Source organism: Chryseolinea soli (assembly GCF_003589925.1).
Lineage (GTDB): Bacteria > Bacteroidota > Bacteroidia > Cytophagales > Cyclobacteriaceae > Chryseolinea > Chryseolinea soli.
The window spans coordinates 3,420,307-3,440,024 of record NZ_CP032382.1 but is presented as its reverse complement, the minus strand read 5'-3'; the positions used below and the strand labels follow the sequence as shown (position 1 = coordinate 3,440,024).

At 52.3% G+C, this 19,718-nt stretch carries 17 protein-coding genes; 12 read left to right on the top strand and 5 right to left on the bottom strand.

Annotated elements, in window-relative coordinates:
- The first annotated feature begins 12 nt into the window (after positions 1-12).
- From D4L85_RS14795 to D4L85_RS14755, 9 genes are all read left to right on the top strand, one after another.
- Complete coding sequence (locus tag D4L85_RS14795) at positions 13-606, top strand: chemotaxis protein CheB (protein ID WP_073137721.1); 594 nt, start codon at positions 13-15, stop codon at positions 604-606.
- Positions 603-1,358 (top strand): GAF domain-containing protein, encoded by a 756-nt coding sequence (locus D4L85_RS14790; protein ID WP_119755019.1) that lies wholly within the window; start codon positions 603-605, stop codon positions 1,356-1,358. The genes D4L85_RS14795 and D4L85_RS14790 overlap by 4 nt, the downstream gene beginning before the upstream one ends.
- Positions 1,359-1,383: 25 nt before the next feature.
- Positions 1,384-4,878: a PAS domain S-box protein gene (locus D4L85_RS14785; protein ID WP_119755018.1), complete on the top strand. Its 3,495-nt coding sequence runs from the start codon at positions 1,384-1,386 to the stop codon at positions 4,876-4,878.
- 95 nt (positions 4,879-4,973) lie between these two features.
- A complete protein-coding gene (locus D4L85_RS14780) occupies positions 4,974-5,522 on the top strand; it encodes a SiaB family protein kinase (RefSeq protein WP_119755017.1) in 549 nt (182 codons plus the stop codon).
- A gap of 31 nt (positions 5,523-5,553) precedes the next feature.
- Positions 5,554-5,916, top strand: coding sequence for a DUF1987 domain-containing protein (locus D4L85_RS14775; protein WP_073137712.1), 363 nt, complete (start codon positions 5,554-5,556; stop codon positions 5,914-5,916).
- Positions 5,917-6,030: 114 nt separating this feature from the next.
- Positions 6,031-9,135, top strand: coding sequence for an ATP-binding cassette domain-containing protein (locus D4L85_RS14770; RefSeq protein WP_119755016.1), 3,105 nt, complete (start codon positions 6,031-6,033; stop codon positions 9,133-9,135).
- A gap of 68 nt (positions 9,136-9,203) precedes the next feature.
- The gene (locus D4L85_RS14765; protein ID WP_073137708.1) at positions 9,204-10,103 is read left to right on the top strand and encodes a hypothetical protein; all 900 of its coding nucleotides are present in this window, start codon (positions 9,204-9,206) and stop codon (positions 10,101-10,103) included.
- Between the two features lie 17 nt (positions 10,104-10,120).
- The gene (locus tag D4L85_RS14760; RefSeq protein WP_073137706.1) at positions 10,121-10,540 is read left to right on the top strand and encodes a hypothetical protein; all 420 of its coding nucleotides are present in this window, start codon (positions 10,121-10,123) and stop codon (positions 10,538-10,540) included.
- Between the two features lie 70 nt (positions 10,541-10,610).
- Positions 10,611-11,264, top strand: a complete 654-nt coding sequence (locus D4L85_RS14755) for an alpha/beta hydrolase (RefSeq protein WP_119755015.1) — start codon at positions 10,611-10,613, stop codon at positions 11,262-11,264.
- 5 nt (positions 11,265-11,269) lie between these two features.
- On the opposite strand, the gene D4L85_RS14750 is transcribed toward D4L85_RS14755, so the two are convergent.
- The 4 genes from D4L85_RS14750 to D4L85_RS14735 form a co-directional block, all read right to left on the bottom strand.
- Positions 11,270-12,025, bottom strand: a complete 756-nt coding sequence (locus D4L85_RS14750; protein ID WP_119755014.1) for an SDR family NAD(P)-dependent oxidoreductase — start codon at positions 12,023-12,025, stop codon at positions 11,270-11,272.
- Between the two features lie 120 nt (positions 12,026-12,145).
- The gene (porT, locus tag D4L85_RS14745; protein WP_119755013.1) at positions 12,146-12,877 is read right to left on the bottom strand and encodes a type IX secretion/gliding motility protein PorT/SprT; all 732 of its coding nucleotides are present in this window, start codon (positions 12,875-12,877) and stop codon (positions 12,146-12,148) included.
- Positions 12,826-13,548, bottom strand: a complete 723-nt coding sequence (gene ubiE / locus D4L85_RS14740) for a bifunctional demethylmenaquinone methyltransferase/2-methoxy-6-polyprenyl-1,4-benzoquinol methylase UbiE (protein ID WP_119755012.1) — start codon at positions 13,546-13,548, stop codon at positions 12,826-12,828. Before ubiE ends, porT begins: the two co-directional genes overlap by 52 nt.
- Positions 13,549-13,604: 56 nt before the next feature.
- A complete protein-coding gene (locus D4L85_RS14735) occupies positions 13,605-15,725 on the bottom strand; it encodes an OmpA family protein (RefSeq protein WP_119755011.1) in 2,121 nt (706 codons plus the stop codon).
- Between the two features lie 156 nt (positions 15,726-15,881).
- Between D4L85_RS14735 and yihA the strand changes: the two genes are divergently transcribed.
- Both yihA and D4L85_RS14725 read left to right on the top strand, forming a co-directional pair.
- Complete coding sequence (gene yihA, locus D4L85_RS14730) at positions 15,882-16,490, top strand: ribosome biogenesis GTP-binding protein YihA/YsxC (protein WP_119755010.1); 609 nt, start codon at positions 15,882-15,884, stop codon at positions 16,488-16,490.
- A gap of 59 nt (positions 16,491-16,549) precedes the next feature.
- A complete protein-coding gene (locus D4L85_RS14725; protein ID WP_119755009.1) occupies positions 16,550-16,975 on the top strand; it encodes a DUF5606 family protein in 426 nt (141 codons plus the stop codon).
- Positions 16,976-17,343: 368 nt separating this feature from the next.
- Here the strand turns inward: D4L85_RS14725 and fbp are convergent, their stop codons facing one another.
- On the bottom strand, positions 17,344-18,372 hold the full coding sequence (fbp, locus tag D4L85_RS14720; RefSeq protein ID WP_119758803.1) for a class 1 fructose-bisphosphatase: 1,029 nt from the start codon (positions 18,370-18,372) through the stop codon (positions 17,344-17,346).
- A 50-nt stretch (positions 18,373-18,422) separates the two neighbouring features.
- Here fbp and D4L85_RS14715 point away from each other — a divergent pair, with 50 nt between their 5' ends.
- Positions 18,423-19,673 (top strand): aspartate kinase, encoded by a 1,251-nt coding sequence (locus tag D4L85_RS14715; protein ID WP_119755008.1) that lies wholly within the window; start codon positions 18,423-18,425, stop codon positions 19,671-19,673.
- Positions 19,674-19,718 lie beyond the last annotated feature (45 nt).

Below are 19,718 nucleotides of genomic sequence, written 5' to 3'. Positions count from 1 at the left end.
GTCTATTGACGAATGAAAAAAATCAGCCTAAATAACAGCTACAAGGCCGTTGTTATCGGTGGGTCAGCAGGCAGCTTTCAGGGTGTAGTCAAAATCCTGGCGCAATTGCCCAAAGGCTTTCCATTGCCGATCATCATGTGCTTGCACCGGCTAAAGCACGTGCGCAACGGCTTTGTGGAGGCGCTCTCCATAAAAAGTGTGGTGCAGGTCACTGAACCCCACGATAAAGAGAACATCAAAAAAGGCAGTGTGTACCTGGCGCCGGCCAACTATCACATGAGCGTGGAACTGGGGCATAGCTTTGCCCTGTCCACCGAAGAGATGGTGAACAACTCACGGCCGGCTATAGACATTACGTTGAGCAGTTGTGCTTTTGTTTATAAAGAAAAACTGGTAGGCATCCTGCTCTCCGGCGCGAACAAAGACGGCGCCCTGGGCATGAAGCACATTCACGACCGCAACGGTCTGACCATTGTGCAGGAGCCCACCGAATGCATGATCGACACCATGCCGAAAGCCGCACTGGCCGCTACGGAGATCGATTATGTGATGAAAGTAGACCAGATAGTAGAGTTTTTAAAAGAACTAGATAAACAATACCGATGATTGGCCTCATTAACGACCGATACAAAATAAGCCTCTTCCTGGCTTCACTGTTCCTGTTGGGAGCGGGTGTATCCGTGTATTTCATTTATTCTTTGCCCGGCAGCCTGAACCTGGCCCGCGGCTTCGAGCCCAGCTTTATGAAAGTATACCTGGTGATCGGCGTCACGTTCCTCATCGGGGCGATCAGCCTGGCGAACGCACTGCGTTACAAGAAAGAGGTGATCGTGTTTCGCGACCGCAAGTTGGAAGACTCCCTGGCACAACAGGAAGCCGCCGCATCGGGCAAAAGCACCATCAGCCTCGAAACGGTGAAAGCCAGCGTGGACCAGGCCAAGGGTGAAAAACAAATCTTACAAGCCGGCCTCCACGCCATTTGCAAGCAGGTGGATGCTGGTCAGGGCGCTTTGTACCGGATCGTGGAAGAAGACGGAAAACGTTTTGCCGAGTTGAAGAGCGGCTATGCGCTGAACCTCGCCGAAAGCTCGGTGATCCGTTTCGAATTCGGGGAAGGCCTCATCGGTCAGGCGGCCGTAAGTGGCAACACCCTGTATGTCGACGATGTGCCGGAAGGCTATATCAAGATCGTTTCGGGATTGGGCAGTGCGTCGCCAAAATTTTTATTGATCACCGCCTTGAAAAAATCAGGACAGGTGCAGGGGATCCTGGAGATCGCCGCCTTCAGTCCCATCAACGAAGATCAACGCAAGTTTGTAGAAGAAGCCGCCCAGTTGATTGCCGACAAGATTTCCTAAGCACAAATCCTAGCGTCCAACGCATATGATGAAAAGCATTAACATAAGTACCAAGATCACCCTCCTTATCCTGGCGATTTCCCTGGTGGCTGTTGCGGCCATCAGCTTTTTCAGCTTCGACTATCACCTCAAGGCAAACCAGGAGAAGTTCGCTACCAACCTCGGCGTTATCGCCGACAACCGGGCGGCCTACTTCAGCAACTATTTCGAAAGAGCGGGAACGGCGATCAAGATCCTTCAAAATTCCGATCGCGTCAAAGGTGGCGGCAGTGCAGCCGCCGCAGCGCCGGCCGCCGACGACATGGCCGCCCTGATGGGCGGTGCTCCTGCTCCCGACGCCGTGAGCGGAGACACGGTATTGAACACTTCAGTTTCCACCGACCAGTCGATGTCCGATTATCTCAGCAGCCAGAAATATGTGCTGGGCGTCGATGAGATCACACTTACATCTGCAACGGGTGCGGTATTGGCGTCGACCGATCCGGCCGTGAAAGGCAACCTGGTGGACCCCGACGGCGTGACCTTCGACCGCGCCAAAAGCAATCTCTATTTCTCCGCCATCCTGCGCGACAAGACGAAAAAGAATTATTACACCTACGCCGTGGGCGCGGTGACCGACAATGCCGGTGCACAACACCTCATCTTCATCAAGCTTGACTTGAACGTACCCTACAAGGTGCTGAAGAGCTACCAGGGATTGGGCACCACCGGTGAAGTGATCATTGCCCGCGAAGACCCCATGTCGCGCAAGATCGCGTTAGTGAGCCCCCTGCGCTCCGACACCACCGCTGCCATTCAATTGCTGGACCCGAAAGATCCAAAAGATAAATTCGTAGCCGCCTTCACCCCCGTGTTCGAAGGCAAGAACGCTCCCGTGCAGGGCGTCGACTATCACGGTCACGACGTGCTGCAAGCGGGTCGCAAGATCAACCTGGCCAACCTGGCCCTGTTGGTCAAGATCGATAAAGAAGAAGCCGACGGCCAGGCCTCCGATCTCACGGCCCTGTTTGTTTATGCCGCGCTCTGTATCCTGGCCCTGTCCACACTGTTGGCCATGATGTTTTCCCGCTCCCTCACCCGTCCGCTCTATGGCATGCGCAACACGCTCGGCCTGGTGGCGCAAGGTGTTTTGCCCGAATCTTCGGGTGAGAAAAGCGGCGACGAGTTCGGCCAGATGAGCACGAAAGTGGATGAACTGGTACAAGCCCTGAAGAACAGCGCCGATTTTGCGCAACGCATCGGCGAAGGCAAATACGACACCGCCTTCAAGCCCGCCAGCGACAACGATATTCTCGGGATGTCGCTCATTAACATGCGCAACAACCTCATCGAGAACGAGCGCCGCGACAAGGAACGCAACTGGATCGTGCGCGGTGTGGCCGAGATCAGCGAGATCCTGCGTATGCACGACTCCACCGACGAACTGGGCGAGGATGTGATCAAATTCATTCTGGCAAAGATCGGTGCCATCCAGGGCGCATTCTACATCGTGAACGACGACGATCCGAAACACCCCGTCATCGAAATTCGCGCCAGCCATGCCTATTCGCGCAAGAAATATCTGAAAGGAAAATTCAAGTTTGCGGAAGGCCTCGTGGGCCAGGCCGCGGCTGAAAAAGATACGATCCTCCGCACGGAAATCCCGTCCGAGTATGTGACCATCACGTCGGGTATTCTCGGTGACCAGCGCCCGCGTTGTATTCTCATCGTGCCGCTCATCACCAACGAAGAAGTGTATGGCGTGCTGGAGTTTGCCGGCTTCCAGAAGTTCGATCCCTCGCAGGTGAACTTCGTAAAAGAGCTTTCGCTGATCCTGGCCCGGACCATCTTTAACATCAAAGTGAACGAGCGCACGCGCAAGCTGCTGGCCGAGTCGCAGGAAATGAGTAACGAGCTGAAGGAGAAGCAGGAAGTGCTTCGCCAGAACGCCGAAGAAATGCAAGCCACCCAGGAGGAGCTGCAACGCTCCAACCAAAAACTGGAAGAGCAGATCGAAGAAGTGAACCGCACACAAAGCCGGATGCAGTTGTTGCTGGAAAACGCGTCGGAAGTGATCACGATCTACGAAGAGGACGAAAGCATCCGCTACATCTCCCCTTCGGTAGAGTCCATCCTGGGCTATGGCCAGAAGGAAATGATCGGCCGCAGCGACATCGACAAAGTGCACCCCGACCATCGCGATACATTCCGGGAAATTTTCCGGAAGATGAAAGCAAGCCCCGAGGAAGAAGTGACGATGCAATACGAGTACCGTGCAAAAGACGGCAGCTTTATGTGGATCGAATCCACGGGCCGGAACCTGATGTCCAACCAGGCCATCCACGGCTTCATCCTCAACTCGCGCGACATCACCGAACGCAGAAGGGCGGAACAGGAGCAACGGATGCGAAGCAAGATGCAGGCCTTGTCGGAAAACTCGCTTGACTTGATCACGCGTTTGGAAGGCGAATCGATCTCGTATATCAACCCCGTTATCGAGGAATACACCGGCAAGAAACCGGCGTCGTTCCTCAACCAGAAAGTGAAGGAAGTAGAGCTCGACAGCTCGATCCTGGAAGGCTGGTTGAAGGTGGTGGAAGAAGTGAACAACACCAACGAAAAGGCCTCCGCCGAAATGGACTTTGCCTCCGAAATGGGCAAGCGGGTGATGCAGGTAAACGCCATCCCCGAGTTCGACGAAAGCAACAAGCTGGAGTCGGTGCTGGTGGTGTCGCACGACATCACGGAGCGGAAGATGATCGAGTTGGAAATTCAGAACAAGAACAAGAAGATCACGGAAAGTATAAACTATGCCAAGCGCATCCAGAATGCCATCCTGCCTAACTCCAGGGTGATCAACAAAGCGCTGCCCGATTCCTTTATCCTGTACAAACCCCGTGACGTGGTGAGCGGAGACTTCCCCTGGTTCGTGCAGATCAAGGACGATATCTTTATCGCGGCCGTAGACTGTACCGGACACGGCGTGCCTGGAGCCTTGTTGTCGTTGATCGGCTACTTCCTGCTGAACGATATCGTACGAAGCCGGAAGATCACCGAGCCGGGCAAGATCCTGGACTTGCTGGACGAAGGCGTAACGACCACCCTACGTCAGGATGAGGATGCCACCACCAAGGACGGTATGGACATCGCCCTGTGTAAGATCAATATGGCCGCCGGCGAGGTGGAATATGCCGGGGCGCACCGCCCGCTTTACATCATGAAGAACGGTGTGATGGACGAGGTTAAGGGAAATAAATTCCCCATTGGAGGCGGTATTTTTAAGAACCAGACTAACTTTACCAATACAAAGATCAAACTCGAGAAAGGGGATTCCATTTACTTTAGTTCAGACGGGTTCCCCGATCAGTTCGGAGGCACGGAAGGCCGCAAGTTCGGTCCGAAGCGCACCCGCGAGATCATCGAGCAGGTTCACAAGCTGCCCATGCAAACCGCGATGAACACGTTTGACGAGCAATGGGAAGGCTGGCGCGGCGACACCAAACAGACGGACGACGTACTGCTGATCGGTATTAAATTTTAACACGAACACCCTCTCCGGTGTAGTGCCGGAAGGTTTTAAAGGATAAAACGTATATCTTAGTGAACCACAAACTTAATCATCTAATCTTCTGAAGCATGAATTTTATTTATGACCTGCACCGCACCATGATGTCGCAGAAACTGATTCTGGTGTATCAGGGTGATTTCACCCAGGAGAGCACCAAATCCATACTGTCCATGGCCGAGCGAAACCTCGATTCTTCAGGGGAAGAATCCAGCATCAAGCGCAAGGTGTTCAATGTAATGGTCGAGGCGCTGCAAAATATTGTGAAGCATAGCGATGAACTGGTCGACGGACAGGTGCGCAGTCATGCCGCCATCTTCCTGATCGGCAAAGAGGCTAACCGTTACAGCATCATGTCGGGTAACCCCGTTCAAAAAACCAACGTGCCCAAGCTTAAGAAAAACCTGGAACAGATCAACGGGTTGGATAAGGATGGACTAAAGGAGTTGTACAAGGAGATCATTAAGAACACCACCATCTCCGACAAAGGTGGTGCAGGATTAGGGTTTGTGGATATGGCCCGGAAGTCTGGCGGTAAACTCGAATTCGAGTTCCCCGAAATGAATGCCGACTATTGCTTCTTTTGCCTGAAGGTGAACGTACCCCGCGACAACGAATAAATTGATGAACCACTTAAAATAGATTGATACCATGGAAATTTTAAATCTTGAAGGAACGGAAGACACCCCAAAGATAATCCTCGATAAAAAGAATGGCATATTCGAAATCTCCGGTCGTTCATTGCCCGAAGACTCCGCCGAGTTCTATCGCCCGGTATTGGAATGGATAGAAGCGTATGGTGGCGAGTCCAACCCTTCCACGGATTTTGTCTTCAAACTGGAGTACTTCAACACCGCATCGTCTAAACTCATCCTCGATGTGCTCTCCGCGCTGGAAGACATCAAAGGCATGAAAATACTCTGGTATTTCCATGAAGACGACGAGGATATGGAAGAAGCCGGCCAAGAGTTTTCCGAGTTGGTGGAGATCCCCTTCGAGTTCAAAACCTACTGAGTTAAGCCCTTCATAATTAATCGGTTACTGGCCATTTCTAGAACTTCCTCGCACGGATTCTATAGGCTGGTAACCGATATTTTTTTATTACCTTTATAGTCCAACTCGCTATCTATGAGTGAAGAAATACTCAAGGCCCTCACCCAACTTTTTGGCATCATCACAAAACAAGACGGCGGGGTCACCGTTCGTGAACGTCAATTCGTCATCAACTTCTTTCAAACGGAACTGGACCAGGATTCTGTCAAAGAATACCTCGAACTCTACGACCAATACTCCGGCTTTGGCAAAGAGGAAGAAGAAGGCAAGTCCAAACTTACTTCGGTAAAAGATTCGGTAAAGACCCTGGGTATTTGCAAGAAGATCAACAAGACCCTCACGCAAAAACAAAAGGTAGTCGTGGTGATCAAGCTGCTCGAGCTGGTCAGCACCGACAAGAACTTCACACCCCAACGGATGGAGATCATCAACACGGCCTCCACCGTGTTTAACATCGTACAAGACGAATACCAACTCATCGAAAATTTCGTCATTTCCGAAGACGCCAAGTCCCTCAACTTTGCCGACATCCTCTTGCTGGACAAAGCCGACAAAGCCGATGAAGGCAAGCTCTACAAACACGTACACGGCCACATCGAGGGCAGTCTCATCTTTATGCGCGTACGCGGTGTGGACATGTATTTTGTGAAGTACCTCGGTGAAGAATCCAATACGCTGAATGGATTCCCCATGCCCTCCAACCGCGTGTACCTCTTCTCACACGGCAGCACCATCAAGACCCAGGCCGGCGACGCACTGTACTATAGCGACCTCGTGGCCAACTTCAACGAAGAACTCAAGACCACCAAGCTCAGCTTCAACGTGAACATCGAAGAGCTGAAGTTCGCCAGCGGCGGCATCGGGCTCAGAAATGTGATGATCTCCGAAGGCCCCGGCAAACTCATCGGCATCATGGGGGCCAGCGGCGCAGGCAAGACCACGCTGCTCAACGTCATGGCCGGCCTGGTGAAACCCACCAAGGGCCAGATCCTCATCAACGGCTTCGACATCAACCTTCAGAAAGATAAAATACACGGCGTCATCGGGTATGTATCGCAGGACGACCTGCTCATCGAAGAACTCACCGTCTATCAGAACTTATATTACAACGCCAAGCTTTGCTTCGCCTCGTTCACCGAAGAACAACTTCACAAACGCGTGATGGAAGTGTTGGAGAACCTCGGCCTCGACCAGCGCAAAGACTTGCGCGTAGGGAATCCGCTGGACAAAACCATCAGCGGCGGCCAGCGCAAACGCCTCAACATCGCGTTGGAACTGATCCGCGAACCAGCCATCCTCTTCCTGGACGAGCCCACGTCGGGTCTCTCTTCACGCGACTCGGAAAACGTGATCGACTTGTTAAAAGAACTTTCATTAAAGGGCAAGCTCATCTTCGTGGTGATCCACCAGCCGTCGTCCGACATCTACAAGATGTTCGACAAGATGATCATCATGGACACCGGCGGCTATCCGGCTTACTATGGCCCGCCCATCGAAGCCGTTACGTATTTCAAAAAATCAACCCACCAGGTCGACAGCAACCGCGGACAGTGCGAAACCTGCGGTAATGTGAACCCCGAGCAGATCTTCAACATCATCGAAGCCAAGGTGGTGGACGAATACGGCCAGCCTACCAACAAACGCAAGGTGACGCCGCCGCAGTGGTATGACCTGTACAAAGACCGCTTCAAGATCAACCGCGTGGACGACGTGCGGGAAGAACCACCCCAGTCCCTGAGCCTGCCCAACAAACTGAAGCAAACCCTGATCTTCGCCACCCGCGACACGCTGTCGAAGCTCAGCAACAAGCAATACCTGCTCATCAACTTGTTGGAAGCTCCCCTGCTGGCCATCATCCTGGCCGTGATCATCAAGTACAAGAGCGCGCCCGGCGGCACAGGCTATATGTTCCGGTTCAACGAAAACCTTCCGGCGTTTTTGCTGATGAGCATCATCGTGGCCCTGTTCATGGGGTTGACCGTGAGTGCAGAGGAAATCATCCGCGACCGCAAGATCCTGCGAAGAGAGTCCTTCCTAAACCTGAGTTGGAACAGCTATCTGATGTCGAAACTGACCATCTTGTTTGTGTTGTCGGCCGTGCAGACCTTTTCGTTTGTGTTGATCGGCAACCTCATCCTGGAAATCGAGTGGAGCATGTTGTTGCCCACGTGGTTCATCCTCTTCACGGTGTCGTGTTTTGCCAGCGTGTTGGGACTCAACATTTCGTCGGCCTTCAACTCGGCGGTTACCGTGTATGTCATGATCCCGCTGTTGCTCATCCCGCAGATGATCCTGAGCGGTTTGCTCTTTAGCTTTGACAAGCTCAACAACATCATCAGCACCAAAGGCAAAGTGCCGATCGTGGCCGATCTCATGGCCTCGCGTTGGGCGTATGAAGCGCTGGCGGTAGATCAGTTTAAAAACAATAGCTATGAGAAGCCTTTCTATACCCTGGAGAAAGTAGAAAACCAGGCCGACTTCCGCGCGTCTTATCTCGTGGATGAGATGGACAAAAAGCGGAAGTTCATTGTAGAAAATGCCAAAGACAAACGGGATTCGGTGCAACAGATCATGCGCACGGACCTTCACATCATCGAAGAGAATCTGAAGAACGATCTGTTTACACGGCTGGATAAAAAAGGCTTTGCCAAATACTTCGCTTCGGAGTGGACGCCCTCCAAATTCACACCCGAGCTCAACAAGGCGTTGGAAGAATTTCTAGCCGACTACAAAAAGTTCTACCAGGACATCTACAACAAGGCGGTGGCGCAAAGGGAGAAGCTGATCTTCCAGATGGAGAACAACAAAGCCGAGAAATATGACCTCAACATCGCCAAGAACCTCTATTTCAACGAGAGCCTGTCGGACCTGGTGAGGAACGTGTCGGAGAAGGACCGGATCATCGAGTACAATGGCGCGCTTATTCAGCAGATCAACCCCGTGTTTCTCGATCCCCTACCCCGCAGCCCCCTGGACTACCGGGCGCAGTTTTTTGCACCGCAAAAGGAGTTCCTGGGGCTGAAGATCGACACGTTTGTGTTCAATAACGTGGTGATCTGGCTTATGACCCTGTTGCTATACGTCACCCTGTACTTTGAGTGGCTTCGCAAGCTGATCAACTCCTTCGATAAGGTGCCGGGCAAGTTCAACCTGCCAAAGAGTAAGCCGAAAAATAAATAAAGCATTCAGGTAACTTTTTGGCTGGGAATGCTGAATTTCTAACTTTGTGAACGAATAATTTTATAGCTATGAGAATTGTATTGATCGGGCTAATACTGACGCTCTTCGCATGCGGCGGCTCTTCCAAGAAAACGGATGAGCAGGCTTTCATAGAAGGGCTGGACACGGCGAAAGCCGAGGGGCCTTCGATATCCGAAGGCGTTATTGGTGATATCCTGCAGCAGATCCCAAGCCCGTTGGAGATCTCGGTATTGCTAAAAGAGTCCGGCAAAAAGTACAACGTGGGCTACCTCAACTCGGCCGACAACAGCTCGAAGTACAACAGCAACTACAAGAAAGCCCTCAACCTGGGCGTTTATGGCACCGACCTGGGCTACACCAACATCTACGAACAGAACAACGATGGTGTGAAATACATGGCCTCCATCAAGAGCCTCGCCGATGGCCTGAACATTGGCCAGTTCTTCGACATCGAGACCATCGGCCGCCTGGCCACCAACAGCAAGAACCTTGATTCGCTGTTGCTCATCACCACCCAGAACTTCAACAGCATCAACCACTACCTGCAAACACAAAACCGCTCTAATCTTAGCGTGTTGTTTTTGACGGGCGGCTGGCTGGAAGCGCTTCACATCACGTGCGAAGTAGCACAAGCCAACCCGACCAATAAGGAACTGCAGGAAACCATTGGTGAACAAAAAATCATCCTCGAAAACATACTTCTGCTCCTCTCCTTCTATAAGGAAACGGACCAAAATATGGCATCATTGTTGACTGACATGGAAGAGTTGAAGAAGATCTATGATAAGGTAAATATCACATACACTTACAAAGAATCAACTTTCGAGATCGTGGATGGCGTTATGGTCATTAAGGACAACAGCTCCAGTACGATCGACATCAAGCCCGAAGATATTGCCAACATCCGGGCCACAGCCTCTTCCATCAGAAACAAGATTATAAGCTAAGCATATAAAAGGAGCCTATGAAAAAGTTAATTGCTATTGTTCTATCCGTTTTCGTTCTAAGCGCCTTAGAAGTGATCGGACAGTGCAACTCAGAAGCCTTAAGCAACCAATGCATTCCCAAGCTTTCTGCAGGTTTCAACTTCCTGAAAAGCTATAAGATTGAAAAGGGGGGAAAAGATTTTGTAGAATACAGCTACGTGTTCACCAAGGGCACACAGTACATGATCAACATCTGTGCAGCCGCGCAGCCTACCGATGGCATCGTGGTGAGCCTCTACGATTCCAACCGGAACAAAGTAGCTACCAGCAAGATCAACGGCCAATTCATCTCGGCCATTGCCTATCCTTGCAACACCACCGGCATCTACTATATCCAGTACACCTTCGATGGTTCTACCGGATATTGCGGCGGCAGTGCACTGGGTTTCAAGCGCTGATCCCACACCGGACCAACATCACAAAGGCTTCCCTCACCGGAAGCCTTTTTTTATTGCTTATTTTTATCGCATGGAGCAACACCCGATCGTCATCCCCTACCAGGCCCGTTACTTCACCCTGGGTACACTGAGCCCCCAAACCCGGCAGATCTGGTTTGTGCTCCACGGCTATGGCCAACTGGCGGAATACTTTCTGAAGAAATTTAAAGTACTGGAAGACCAAAACATCTTCGTCATCGCTCCCGAAGGACTCTCCCGTTTTTACCTCGACAACCTGCAGACCACCGGTCGCGCTTCCGACCGCGTAGGCGCCTCGTGGATGACCAAAGAAAACCGGCTGATCGACATTCAGAATTACCTAACCTACCTCAACACCATCGCGCAAAACGTAGTGACGAAGGTCACGAACATTCCCGTGACCATCCTGGGTTTCTCGCAGGGCGCTGCCACCGCTTCACGCTGGGCCGTAGAAGGCAAAGTGAACTTTCAACGCCTGATCCTCTGGGCCGGTGTGTTCCCGCCCGACATGGATTTTCATTCGGCTCACCAAATTCTGGAGCACAAGGAAACGTGCTTCGTCTATGGCACATCCGATCCCTTTATCAACGACAGTCGCTTCGCGGAGATGAACCTGCTCTCCGCCAAATTGGGCATCGCGCCACGTGTCATTTCCTTTGACGGGAAACACGAAATGGACAGCGCTACGTTGTTAAAATTTCGCTAGGCGCTTTAGACTCTTTTCACCAGCGCTGCGCTGGCTTGTGCCGTGGGGAACACCGTGATGTCGGCCAGCACTACGTGTGGCGGTGCCTGTAGCACGTACAGCATGATGTCGGCAATATCGGGCCCCGTCAAAGGCTTCATGCCCTTGTACACATTGGCTGCCTTTTCTTCGTTGCCCTTGAAGCGGACCAAGGCAAATTCGGTTTCGACAAGCCCGGGGTTTATGGACGTTACTTTTATGTTGTAGGCGTTCAGGTCGAGGCGCATGCCTTTGGTGAGCGCGTCCACGGCAAATTTGCTGGCGCAATACACGTTGCCACCGGGATAGACTTCCTTGCCGGCAATAGACCCCAGGTTGATGATGTGGCCGGAGGCCCGTTCCGTCATGCCGGGGATCACTTCCCGCGACACATAGAGCAAGCCCTTCACGTTGATGTCGATCATTGCATCCCAATCCTCCAGGCTCCCGGTTTGAATGGGGTCGAAGCCGTGAGCGTTGCCGGCGTTGTTGATGAGCACATCAATAGGCTTCCATTTCTCCGGCAGCGAGCGGATCGCTGTCTGCACGGCCTGCACGTCGCCCACTTCGAAAGAAAGCGTGGTCACGCTGGTTTGGGCGGAGAGCTCTTTTTGAAGGGCGTCCAGCCGGTCTTGCCGGCGGCCGCAAAGAATGAGATCAAAATTGTTTTTCGCCAGCAGACGGGCAGTGGCTTCTCCGATACCCGACGTGGCGCCGGTGATGAGGACGATTCTTTTGCTCATGGGTCGATCGATGGATTTTTTTGGATGGCCTAAAGTAATGCAAAAACTTCAGGCGACGGCCGCGAAAAATCGCTTTTCCTTCGCACCCAGAAACCGGAAATTTGAACGGCGGTCAGGTGTTTATTGGAACATGAAATACAAGGTGATGGTATTGGTGTTCATCCGGTGCAAGGGTTGGCCGTACACGTTGTTGGGGTTGCCCAGCACGTTGACGATGCCCCGCGAAAACCGGAGCTCGGGCGAGAACTTGAAAAGCGGATAATAGAGATCGAACCCAAATCCCGCCTCCAGGCTCATGTTAGAGTTGGTGACTTCCAACGTCTCGCCTGAATCGCTCTTCTTGCCTGATGCTTCGATGGCCGGCTTCACCCCACCCACCATGTACATGCGGATGTTGCCGCGGCGTTCGGATTTGTATTTCAGCAGCATGGGGAATTCCACCATGGTAGATTCGATGCGTTGGTTGTCGATGCGTTCATCGGTATAGCGATACTGAACCCGCTGTTCATAGAAGGCCACCTGTGGTGTGAGCCGCACGTCCAAATATTCGGTGAGCCGGTAGTTCACAATAAAGCCCAATGAAAAGCCCGACGTCCACGACGGATTGATGGAGTGGACCGTGTCGAACGGGTGGGTGACAAACTTGTCTGAATATTGAACCTGGTAAATGGCCGAGTGCAGGGCGATCAGGAAGCCGTAGGTCAGCTTCTTGTTGTCGTAGTTCGGGTTGTTTTTTTGGACCCAGGTATTCTTTTGCGCCTCCGCAGTGAAGGTACAGACCAACAACGCCAGAGCGAAGACTATTTTGTGCCGGTGTAGATAGAGCTTATGCCAAAAGTGAGTGACTTGCATTGGGTCTGTTTAAATCCTACGTGGCGCAAGATGCGAAGAAAATCCTCGCCATCCGGGAAGGCCTCGACTGACTCCGGCAGATAGGTATAAGCCGTCTTATCACTCGACACAATCCTGCCTATTTTAGGTAAAATGAACTTAAAATAAAAATTGTATCCTTGTTTGAACGGAAACTTGCGGGGCCTTGAAAACTCCAATATCACTGCCACGCCACCCGGTTTTAGCACCCTGTAGATCTCTTCCAGGCCGCGTTCCAGGTGTTCGAAGTTCCGCACTCCAAACCCAACGGTCACGGCATCGAACTTATTTTCCTCAAAAGGTAGATTTTCGGAATCGGCCAGCTGTAAAACGATCTTATCGGCCACGTTGCGGTCCTGAATTTTTTTCCGGCCCACCTGCAGCATGCCGTCGGAAATGTCCACGCCGGTGATCTTTTCGGGGTTCAGACTCAGGGCCTGGAGGGCAAAGTCGCCCGTGCCGGTAGCCACGTCCAGCAGTTGGCGGGGCTTTAGGGGACGCAACAGGTTGATGGCCTTTTTACGCCACCCCCGGTCGATGCCCAGGCTCAGAAAATGGTTGAGAAAATCATAGCGGTGGCTGATGTTGTCGAACATCCGGGCCACCTGCTCTTTTTTTGATGTGCTCTCCTCTTTGTACGGTACGACTGCCATGCTTCACTAAAACAGGCCCGAAGGTAACGGGTTTGGATTTAGGAAAGAAATCACGGCTATTTCTCCAACACCTTGAATTCCACGCGGCGATTCAGCTCGCGTCCATCCTCCTCGTCGTCGTTGCTGGCCAGCGGCTTCGATTTGCCATAGCCCACGGGCTTGACGCGGCGGGTGTCGATGCCTTTCTTCACCAGGTAGTCTTTCACGGCCTGGGCGCGGCGCTGGCTGAGGTTCTGGTTGTATTCCTTGGTTCCCACGGCGTCGGTATGGCCTCCGATCTCGACCACCATGCCCGGGTTCTGGTTGAGCATGGCTTCCAGCTTGTTCAGCTCGGTGTAAGAATCGGTTTTGAACGATGCCTTGTCGAAGTCGAAATAAAGGTTGCGCAGGATCGAGAAGGTGCCCACCACGAGCTTACGCATTTCGATGGTTTTGTTGATGGTCTTCTCCTTGCTGGTAGCCCCTTCGATGCGCAGGTTCTGGTTTACGAACACATAGCCTTCCTGTTCCACCGACAGGCGGTAGTCCTTCGGCTTCGCACTGGTGACGCTGAATTCGTATACGCCGCCACCTTTCGGGGTCATGGCCACGATCACGTTGTCTTTGGCACCGACCAGGCGGATCTTGGGTTCCAGCGGTGTCTTATCGTCGGCTTTCACTACGGTCACCACGTATTTGATCGGCACGACGTCCTTCTTCTCGGGGACTTTTGCCACGACCACCACGGGAGGTTTCTTGTTGTCGTCAGGCTTCGGGTCTGTGGGGGTGACGTCCGGCTTCACAGAAGCCGTGGCGGCGGTATCCACCGGCGGCAGATCGATCGGTTTCTTGGAGGTGACGTTATCGGTGTTTTTCAGACCTTCCGGGATGGTGATGCTGTAGATATCCGTATAGCCCATACCGTCTTCGCGCACCGACGAGTAGTAGGCGCGCTTGCCGTCTTTGGAGGCCACAAAATAAATGTCGTCGTCGGGGGTGTTGATGGGGTAGCCCAGGTTTTCGGGTTCGCTCCATTCGTTGGTTTTGAGGTCGAAGGTGGACTTGAACACGTCGAAACCACCCATGCCTTTGCGGCCCTTGCTGCTGAAGTACAGGGTCACCAGGTCGTAGTCAATGAACGGGCCGTCGTCGTCCAGGTCGGTGTTGATCTTGGGGCCCATGTTCTTCACGTTGGTCCATTCCCCCTTCGAATCTTTGGTGGCCCGGTAAATATCGAGCCCCCCAAATCCGCCGGGGCGGTTACTGGAGAAGTACAGGGTTTTCTCGTCCTTGGAAATGGTAATGGATTTCTCTTCGAAGCTGGAGTTGATGATCCCGGGCAGGGCCACGGGTTCGGAAAACTCACCTGTAGGCTGGCGCTCGCAATAGAAGATGTCGCCGCCGCCTTCGTCTTTGAAGATGAACAGCGTGCTACCGTCGGCCGAAAGGGCCAGGTTGGAGTCGTGGTAGGGTGTGTTCACGATGGGGCCGATGTTCTTGGCGTAGGCCCAGGCGCCGTTCACCTTTTTGGAGGTGAAAATATCTTCGTAGGGTTTGTTATCGTCGAACACGTTTTGGTTCAAGTTGTCTTCGCGACGGCGGGTGGTGAACACGATCTCGTCTTCATTTTCGTTGAGCACGGGAGCGTAGTCTTCAAATTCCGAGTTGATCTCCCGGCCTATGTTGACGATGGAAAAATTGCCGGGGTTAGAGGTAAATTCTTTGCCGTTCTGGCACTCGAAAATGGTGCGGTCCACCGTGGCGGCATCGACTTTGTCTTTGCCCTGGTAGCTCGATTTTTTGGCCAGTTTTTCTTTATAAAGGGCATAGAATTGCAAGGCCTTGTCGAATTGCTCCCCGTATTGGTAGCTGCGGCCGATGAGGTATTCGATATCGAACTTATACGATGGATCCTGGCGGTAGACGCGGAGAAAATACTTCACGGCACGGTCTTTTTGCACGGTGCGCAGGTGCATCCAGCCCGCCTCGTAGTTGGCTTTGATGAAGGTGGTATCCAAATCGGCGGCCGTCACCATGATTTCTCGGGCGTCGTCCATAGCCTTTGTTTCACTGAGGATCAATTCGGCCTGTTCCAGGTATTGGCGAGCTGTTTCTTTGGGGTCTTGCTGACTAAAACCGGGGGTGATAAGGGCCAAAACGAGTGTTAAAAAAATCAGTACACTTCGGATACTGGTCATCGTTTAAAAAATTTTAACAATAAAGTTATCTAAAAAATCTATTCCAATATAGCGACAAGATATGAAAAAGAGACAATTTTGGCCCATAAAATTGAAATCATAAGGCACACAGTTATTACATTCTTAGTATTTTGACCTTCAATCATTACTTTAACCATGAAGATAACCTCCGCGGAATTCATTTCAAGTTATGCCGACGTTCAGAAATGCCCTGCGCCCGACCTCCCGGAGTTTGCTTTCATAGGCCGTTCCAATGTGGGGAAGTCTTCCCTCATCAATATGCTCGCGGGCATGCGCAAACTGGCCAAGACCTCGGTGACGCCCGGTAAGACCCAAACAATCAACCACTTCCTGATGAACAAGGCCTGGTACCTTGTGGATTTGCCCGGCTATGGCTTTGCCAGCGCAAGCAAAAGCAAACGCGAGGGGTTTGGCAAAATGATCGAGGAGTATGTAAAGAAACGTGAGAACCTGAATTGCCTCTTTGTGCTGCTGGATTCGCGTCTCCCTCCCCAGGCCAACGACCTCGACTTCATCGAGTGGGCTGGGGGCCAGGAAGTGCCCCTGGCGTTCATCTTTACCAAGACCGACAAACTCAAGCAGAACGAACTGCAAAAGAACCTGGCGGCCTATAAAAAGACGCTGCTCACCCGGTGGGAAGAGTTGCCCCCGATCCTCCTCTCCTCTTCCGAGAAAAAACTCGGCCGCGACGAGATCCTGGCCTTCGTGGAACAGGCCATAGCGAGCGGCAGCGGGAAGAAGTGAAACGCTGCTGGACTTTTCTCGCCATTTCTTTAGCTTTGCCCCTCATTTAAAAATCACATATGACCATATCTGAAATCGCAACGGTATCGGGAAAAGGAGGACTCTACAAAGTGGTTGCCCCCACCAAGTCGGGCGTCATCCTCGAATCGCTGGACGAAGCCAAGACCAAGCTCGTGGCCACCACCAACCACCGGCTCTCGTTGCTGAATGAAATCTCCATCTACACCACCACCAAAGAAGGAACCGTTGCGCTGGAAGACATCCTGAAAAAGATCCACAAAGATTTTGGCAACGACCTGGGCGTGGATGGCAACTCGGATGCGGTTGAACTCAAAGCCTTCATGAAGGCCGTCCTCCCGGAGTATGACGAAACCCGCGTATATGTCTCCGACATCAAGAAACTGGTGCGGTGGTATGAAGCGATCCTGAAATATGCTCCGGAACTGCTCACTGCAGAGAAACAAGAAAACAAGGAAGAGAAATAACAAAAAACAGTGCGGAATTTTAAAAATATCCGGGCGGAAAATGATGCGTTTCCCCCGGGGAGAAAATGATCTTGCACGGCCGCATAATTCCACAAAATGCCTGGGCATCTTATGAAAAGATCCCCAGGCATTTTAAGTTAAGATCAGACTTATTTTAATTCGAAATCCCACTTATTTCCACTCGAAATCCCACTTATTTTAACTCAAGATCCGACTTATTTTTATTCAAGATCCGACTTATCTCAACTTAAGATCCTGTGGGATTTTTCTTAAATCTCTCCAGGCATTTCAAGAAAAAGTCCCCAGGCTTTTTTTCAATTTCTGAGCTACTTCTTATAGCCCGGAGCTTTAGCCGGCGAAGTCCAGGGTTAATGAATACCAAGTGACTCAGCTTTCTCCACCATGTTTTTCGAGCCGACATAGAAAGCGGTGCGCTGATGCAATTCTTTTACTTCGATATCCAGAATGCGATCCTTGCCATTGGTGGCGCGGCCTCCGGCTTGTTCTGCTACGAAGGCCAGGGCATTGCACTCGTACATGAGGCGCAATTTTCCCTGTGGTGATTTCGCTGTCGCGGGATAGATGTAGATGCCGCCCTTTAGCATATTGCGGTGAAAATCGGCAACCAATGAGCCGATGTAACGGGCGGTATACTGGCAGTCTTTGCAATACTTGATGTATTCTTGTACAGCTGCCGGGAAAGAATTGGCGAGGCCTTCGTTGATGGAGTAGATCTTGCCGTCTTCGGGCATTTTCAGCTGAGGGTGCGACAAAAAATATTCCCCAAGGGTGGGTTCATAGGTGAAGCCGTTCACACCGTGTCCTGTGGTGTAGACCAGCATGGTGGAGGAACCATATAAGACATAGCCTGCCGCCACCTGGTCCGATCCTTTTTGGAGAATGTCGGTGGGTTGGATGGGGGTGCCGGCGGGGCTCTTACGTCGGTAGATGGAGAAGATGGTGCCGATGGAGACGTTCACGTCGATGTTGGAAGAGCCGTCCAGCGGGTCGATGGCGATCACGTATTTGCCTTCGTTGTTGAGGTCCACATAGGTGTCGGATTCTTCGGAGATGAGGGCGCACACCTCGCCGCCTTTGGCCAGGGCGCGGGTGAAGCGGATGTTGGCCAGCACGTCGAGCTTTTGCTGATCGTCGCCGGCCAGGTTTTGGGAGCCCACGGCACCCATCAGGTCGATGAGGCCGGCTTTGTTCACTTCGCGGTTCACGACCTTGGAGGCCAGGGCGATGTCGCGCAGCAGTTGGGAAAGCTCGCCACTGGCATAAGCAAACTGGTCCTGGTTGTTCTTGATAAAACGATCGAGGGCTGTGCCGATAGAATGCGCGATTCTTGACGACTCGATGCTTGGCGCATTACCATTATTGAATGATCTTTGCATGCTCATAGGTTAGCGCAAAGTTAGTTCGCAAACGATTTAGTGCAATAAAAATGAAGGTTTTTAAATTTGGAGGGGCCTCCCTGAAAACACCGGAAAGGATCCGGCATGTGGCTTCCATCATCCGTTCGCATGCCACGAGCGACCTGCTGGTGGTGGTGTCGGCCATGGGCAAAACCACCGACCTGCTGGAAACCCTGGTAGCCACCAACCGCACCCCCCAGACCATGACCGACGCCCGGCTGGCCTTGAAAAAGTATCACTACGATATTATCGATGCGCTCTTCAAAGACGCTTCCCTCGTCCGTGCCGCGGTGGATGCCCAGTTGGAGGAAATTGCCGACACCTTGGCCTCTTCCCTGGAAGGCGATCTGTTATATGACCAGGTGGTCTCCAAAGGCGAACTGATCTCGTCGGTCATCCTCCATCATTATTTCACCTCCGAAGGCATCAAGAGCCATTGGCTGGACGCGCGCACCTGCATCAGTACCGACAGCACGTTTCGCGAAGGCAAAGTGGACTGGGCCCTCACGGCCACCAATGCACAACCGCTGGTGCCGCTGTTGAAAGACAACATCGTCATCACCCAGGGCTTTATCGGGCGCACGCCGGATGGCTTCACCACCACGTTGGGTCGCGAGGGGTCGGACTACACGGCGGCCATTTTCACTTCCACACTGGGTGCCGAGTCGCTCACGATCTGGAAAGATGTGGCGGGGGTTATGAATGCCGATCCCAAGCGCTTTCCATCGCCCGTGGTATTCGAGGAGCTGCCCTTCAAGGAAGCGGCGGAGATGACCTATTATGGGGCAAATGTGATCCACCCCAAAACCATCAAGCCGCTGGCCAACAAGAACATTCCTTTGCTGGTGAAAAACTTTGACGACCCGTCGCTGCCCGGAACGCGCATTCACGAGTGCACCGTCGACCAGTTGCCGCCGCTCATTGTGTTCAAAGACAATCAATGCCTCATCTCGTGCAAGGTGACGGACTATACCTTTATTTCGGAAGAGCAACTAAGCATCATTTTCCATGCACTTTCCGAATTGGACATCCGCATCAACCTCATGCAGAATTCGGCTATCTCCTTTTCTTTCTGCATCGATTTCCGCGAGAGCAAGGTGATCAAACTGATCGGCCGACTGCAAAAGCGCTTCGAGGTGTATTACAATACGGGGCTTACCCTCATCACCATAAAGAACTACGACGAGGCGACGTTCGATACCTACCGGAAACAGCCGGGGGTGATGCTGGAACAGTCGTCGCGAAGCACGTTGCAAGTGTTGGTGAAGACCGGGACCTAGCGAAATCCCGCGTTGAAAAATTTCCCGCGAAGGCCGGATCAGGGA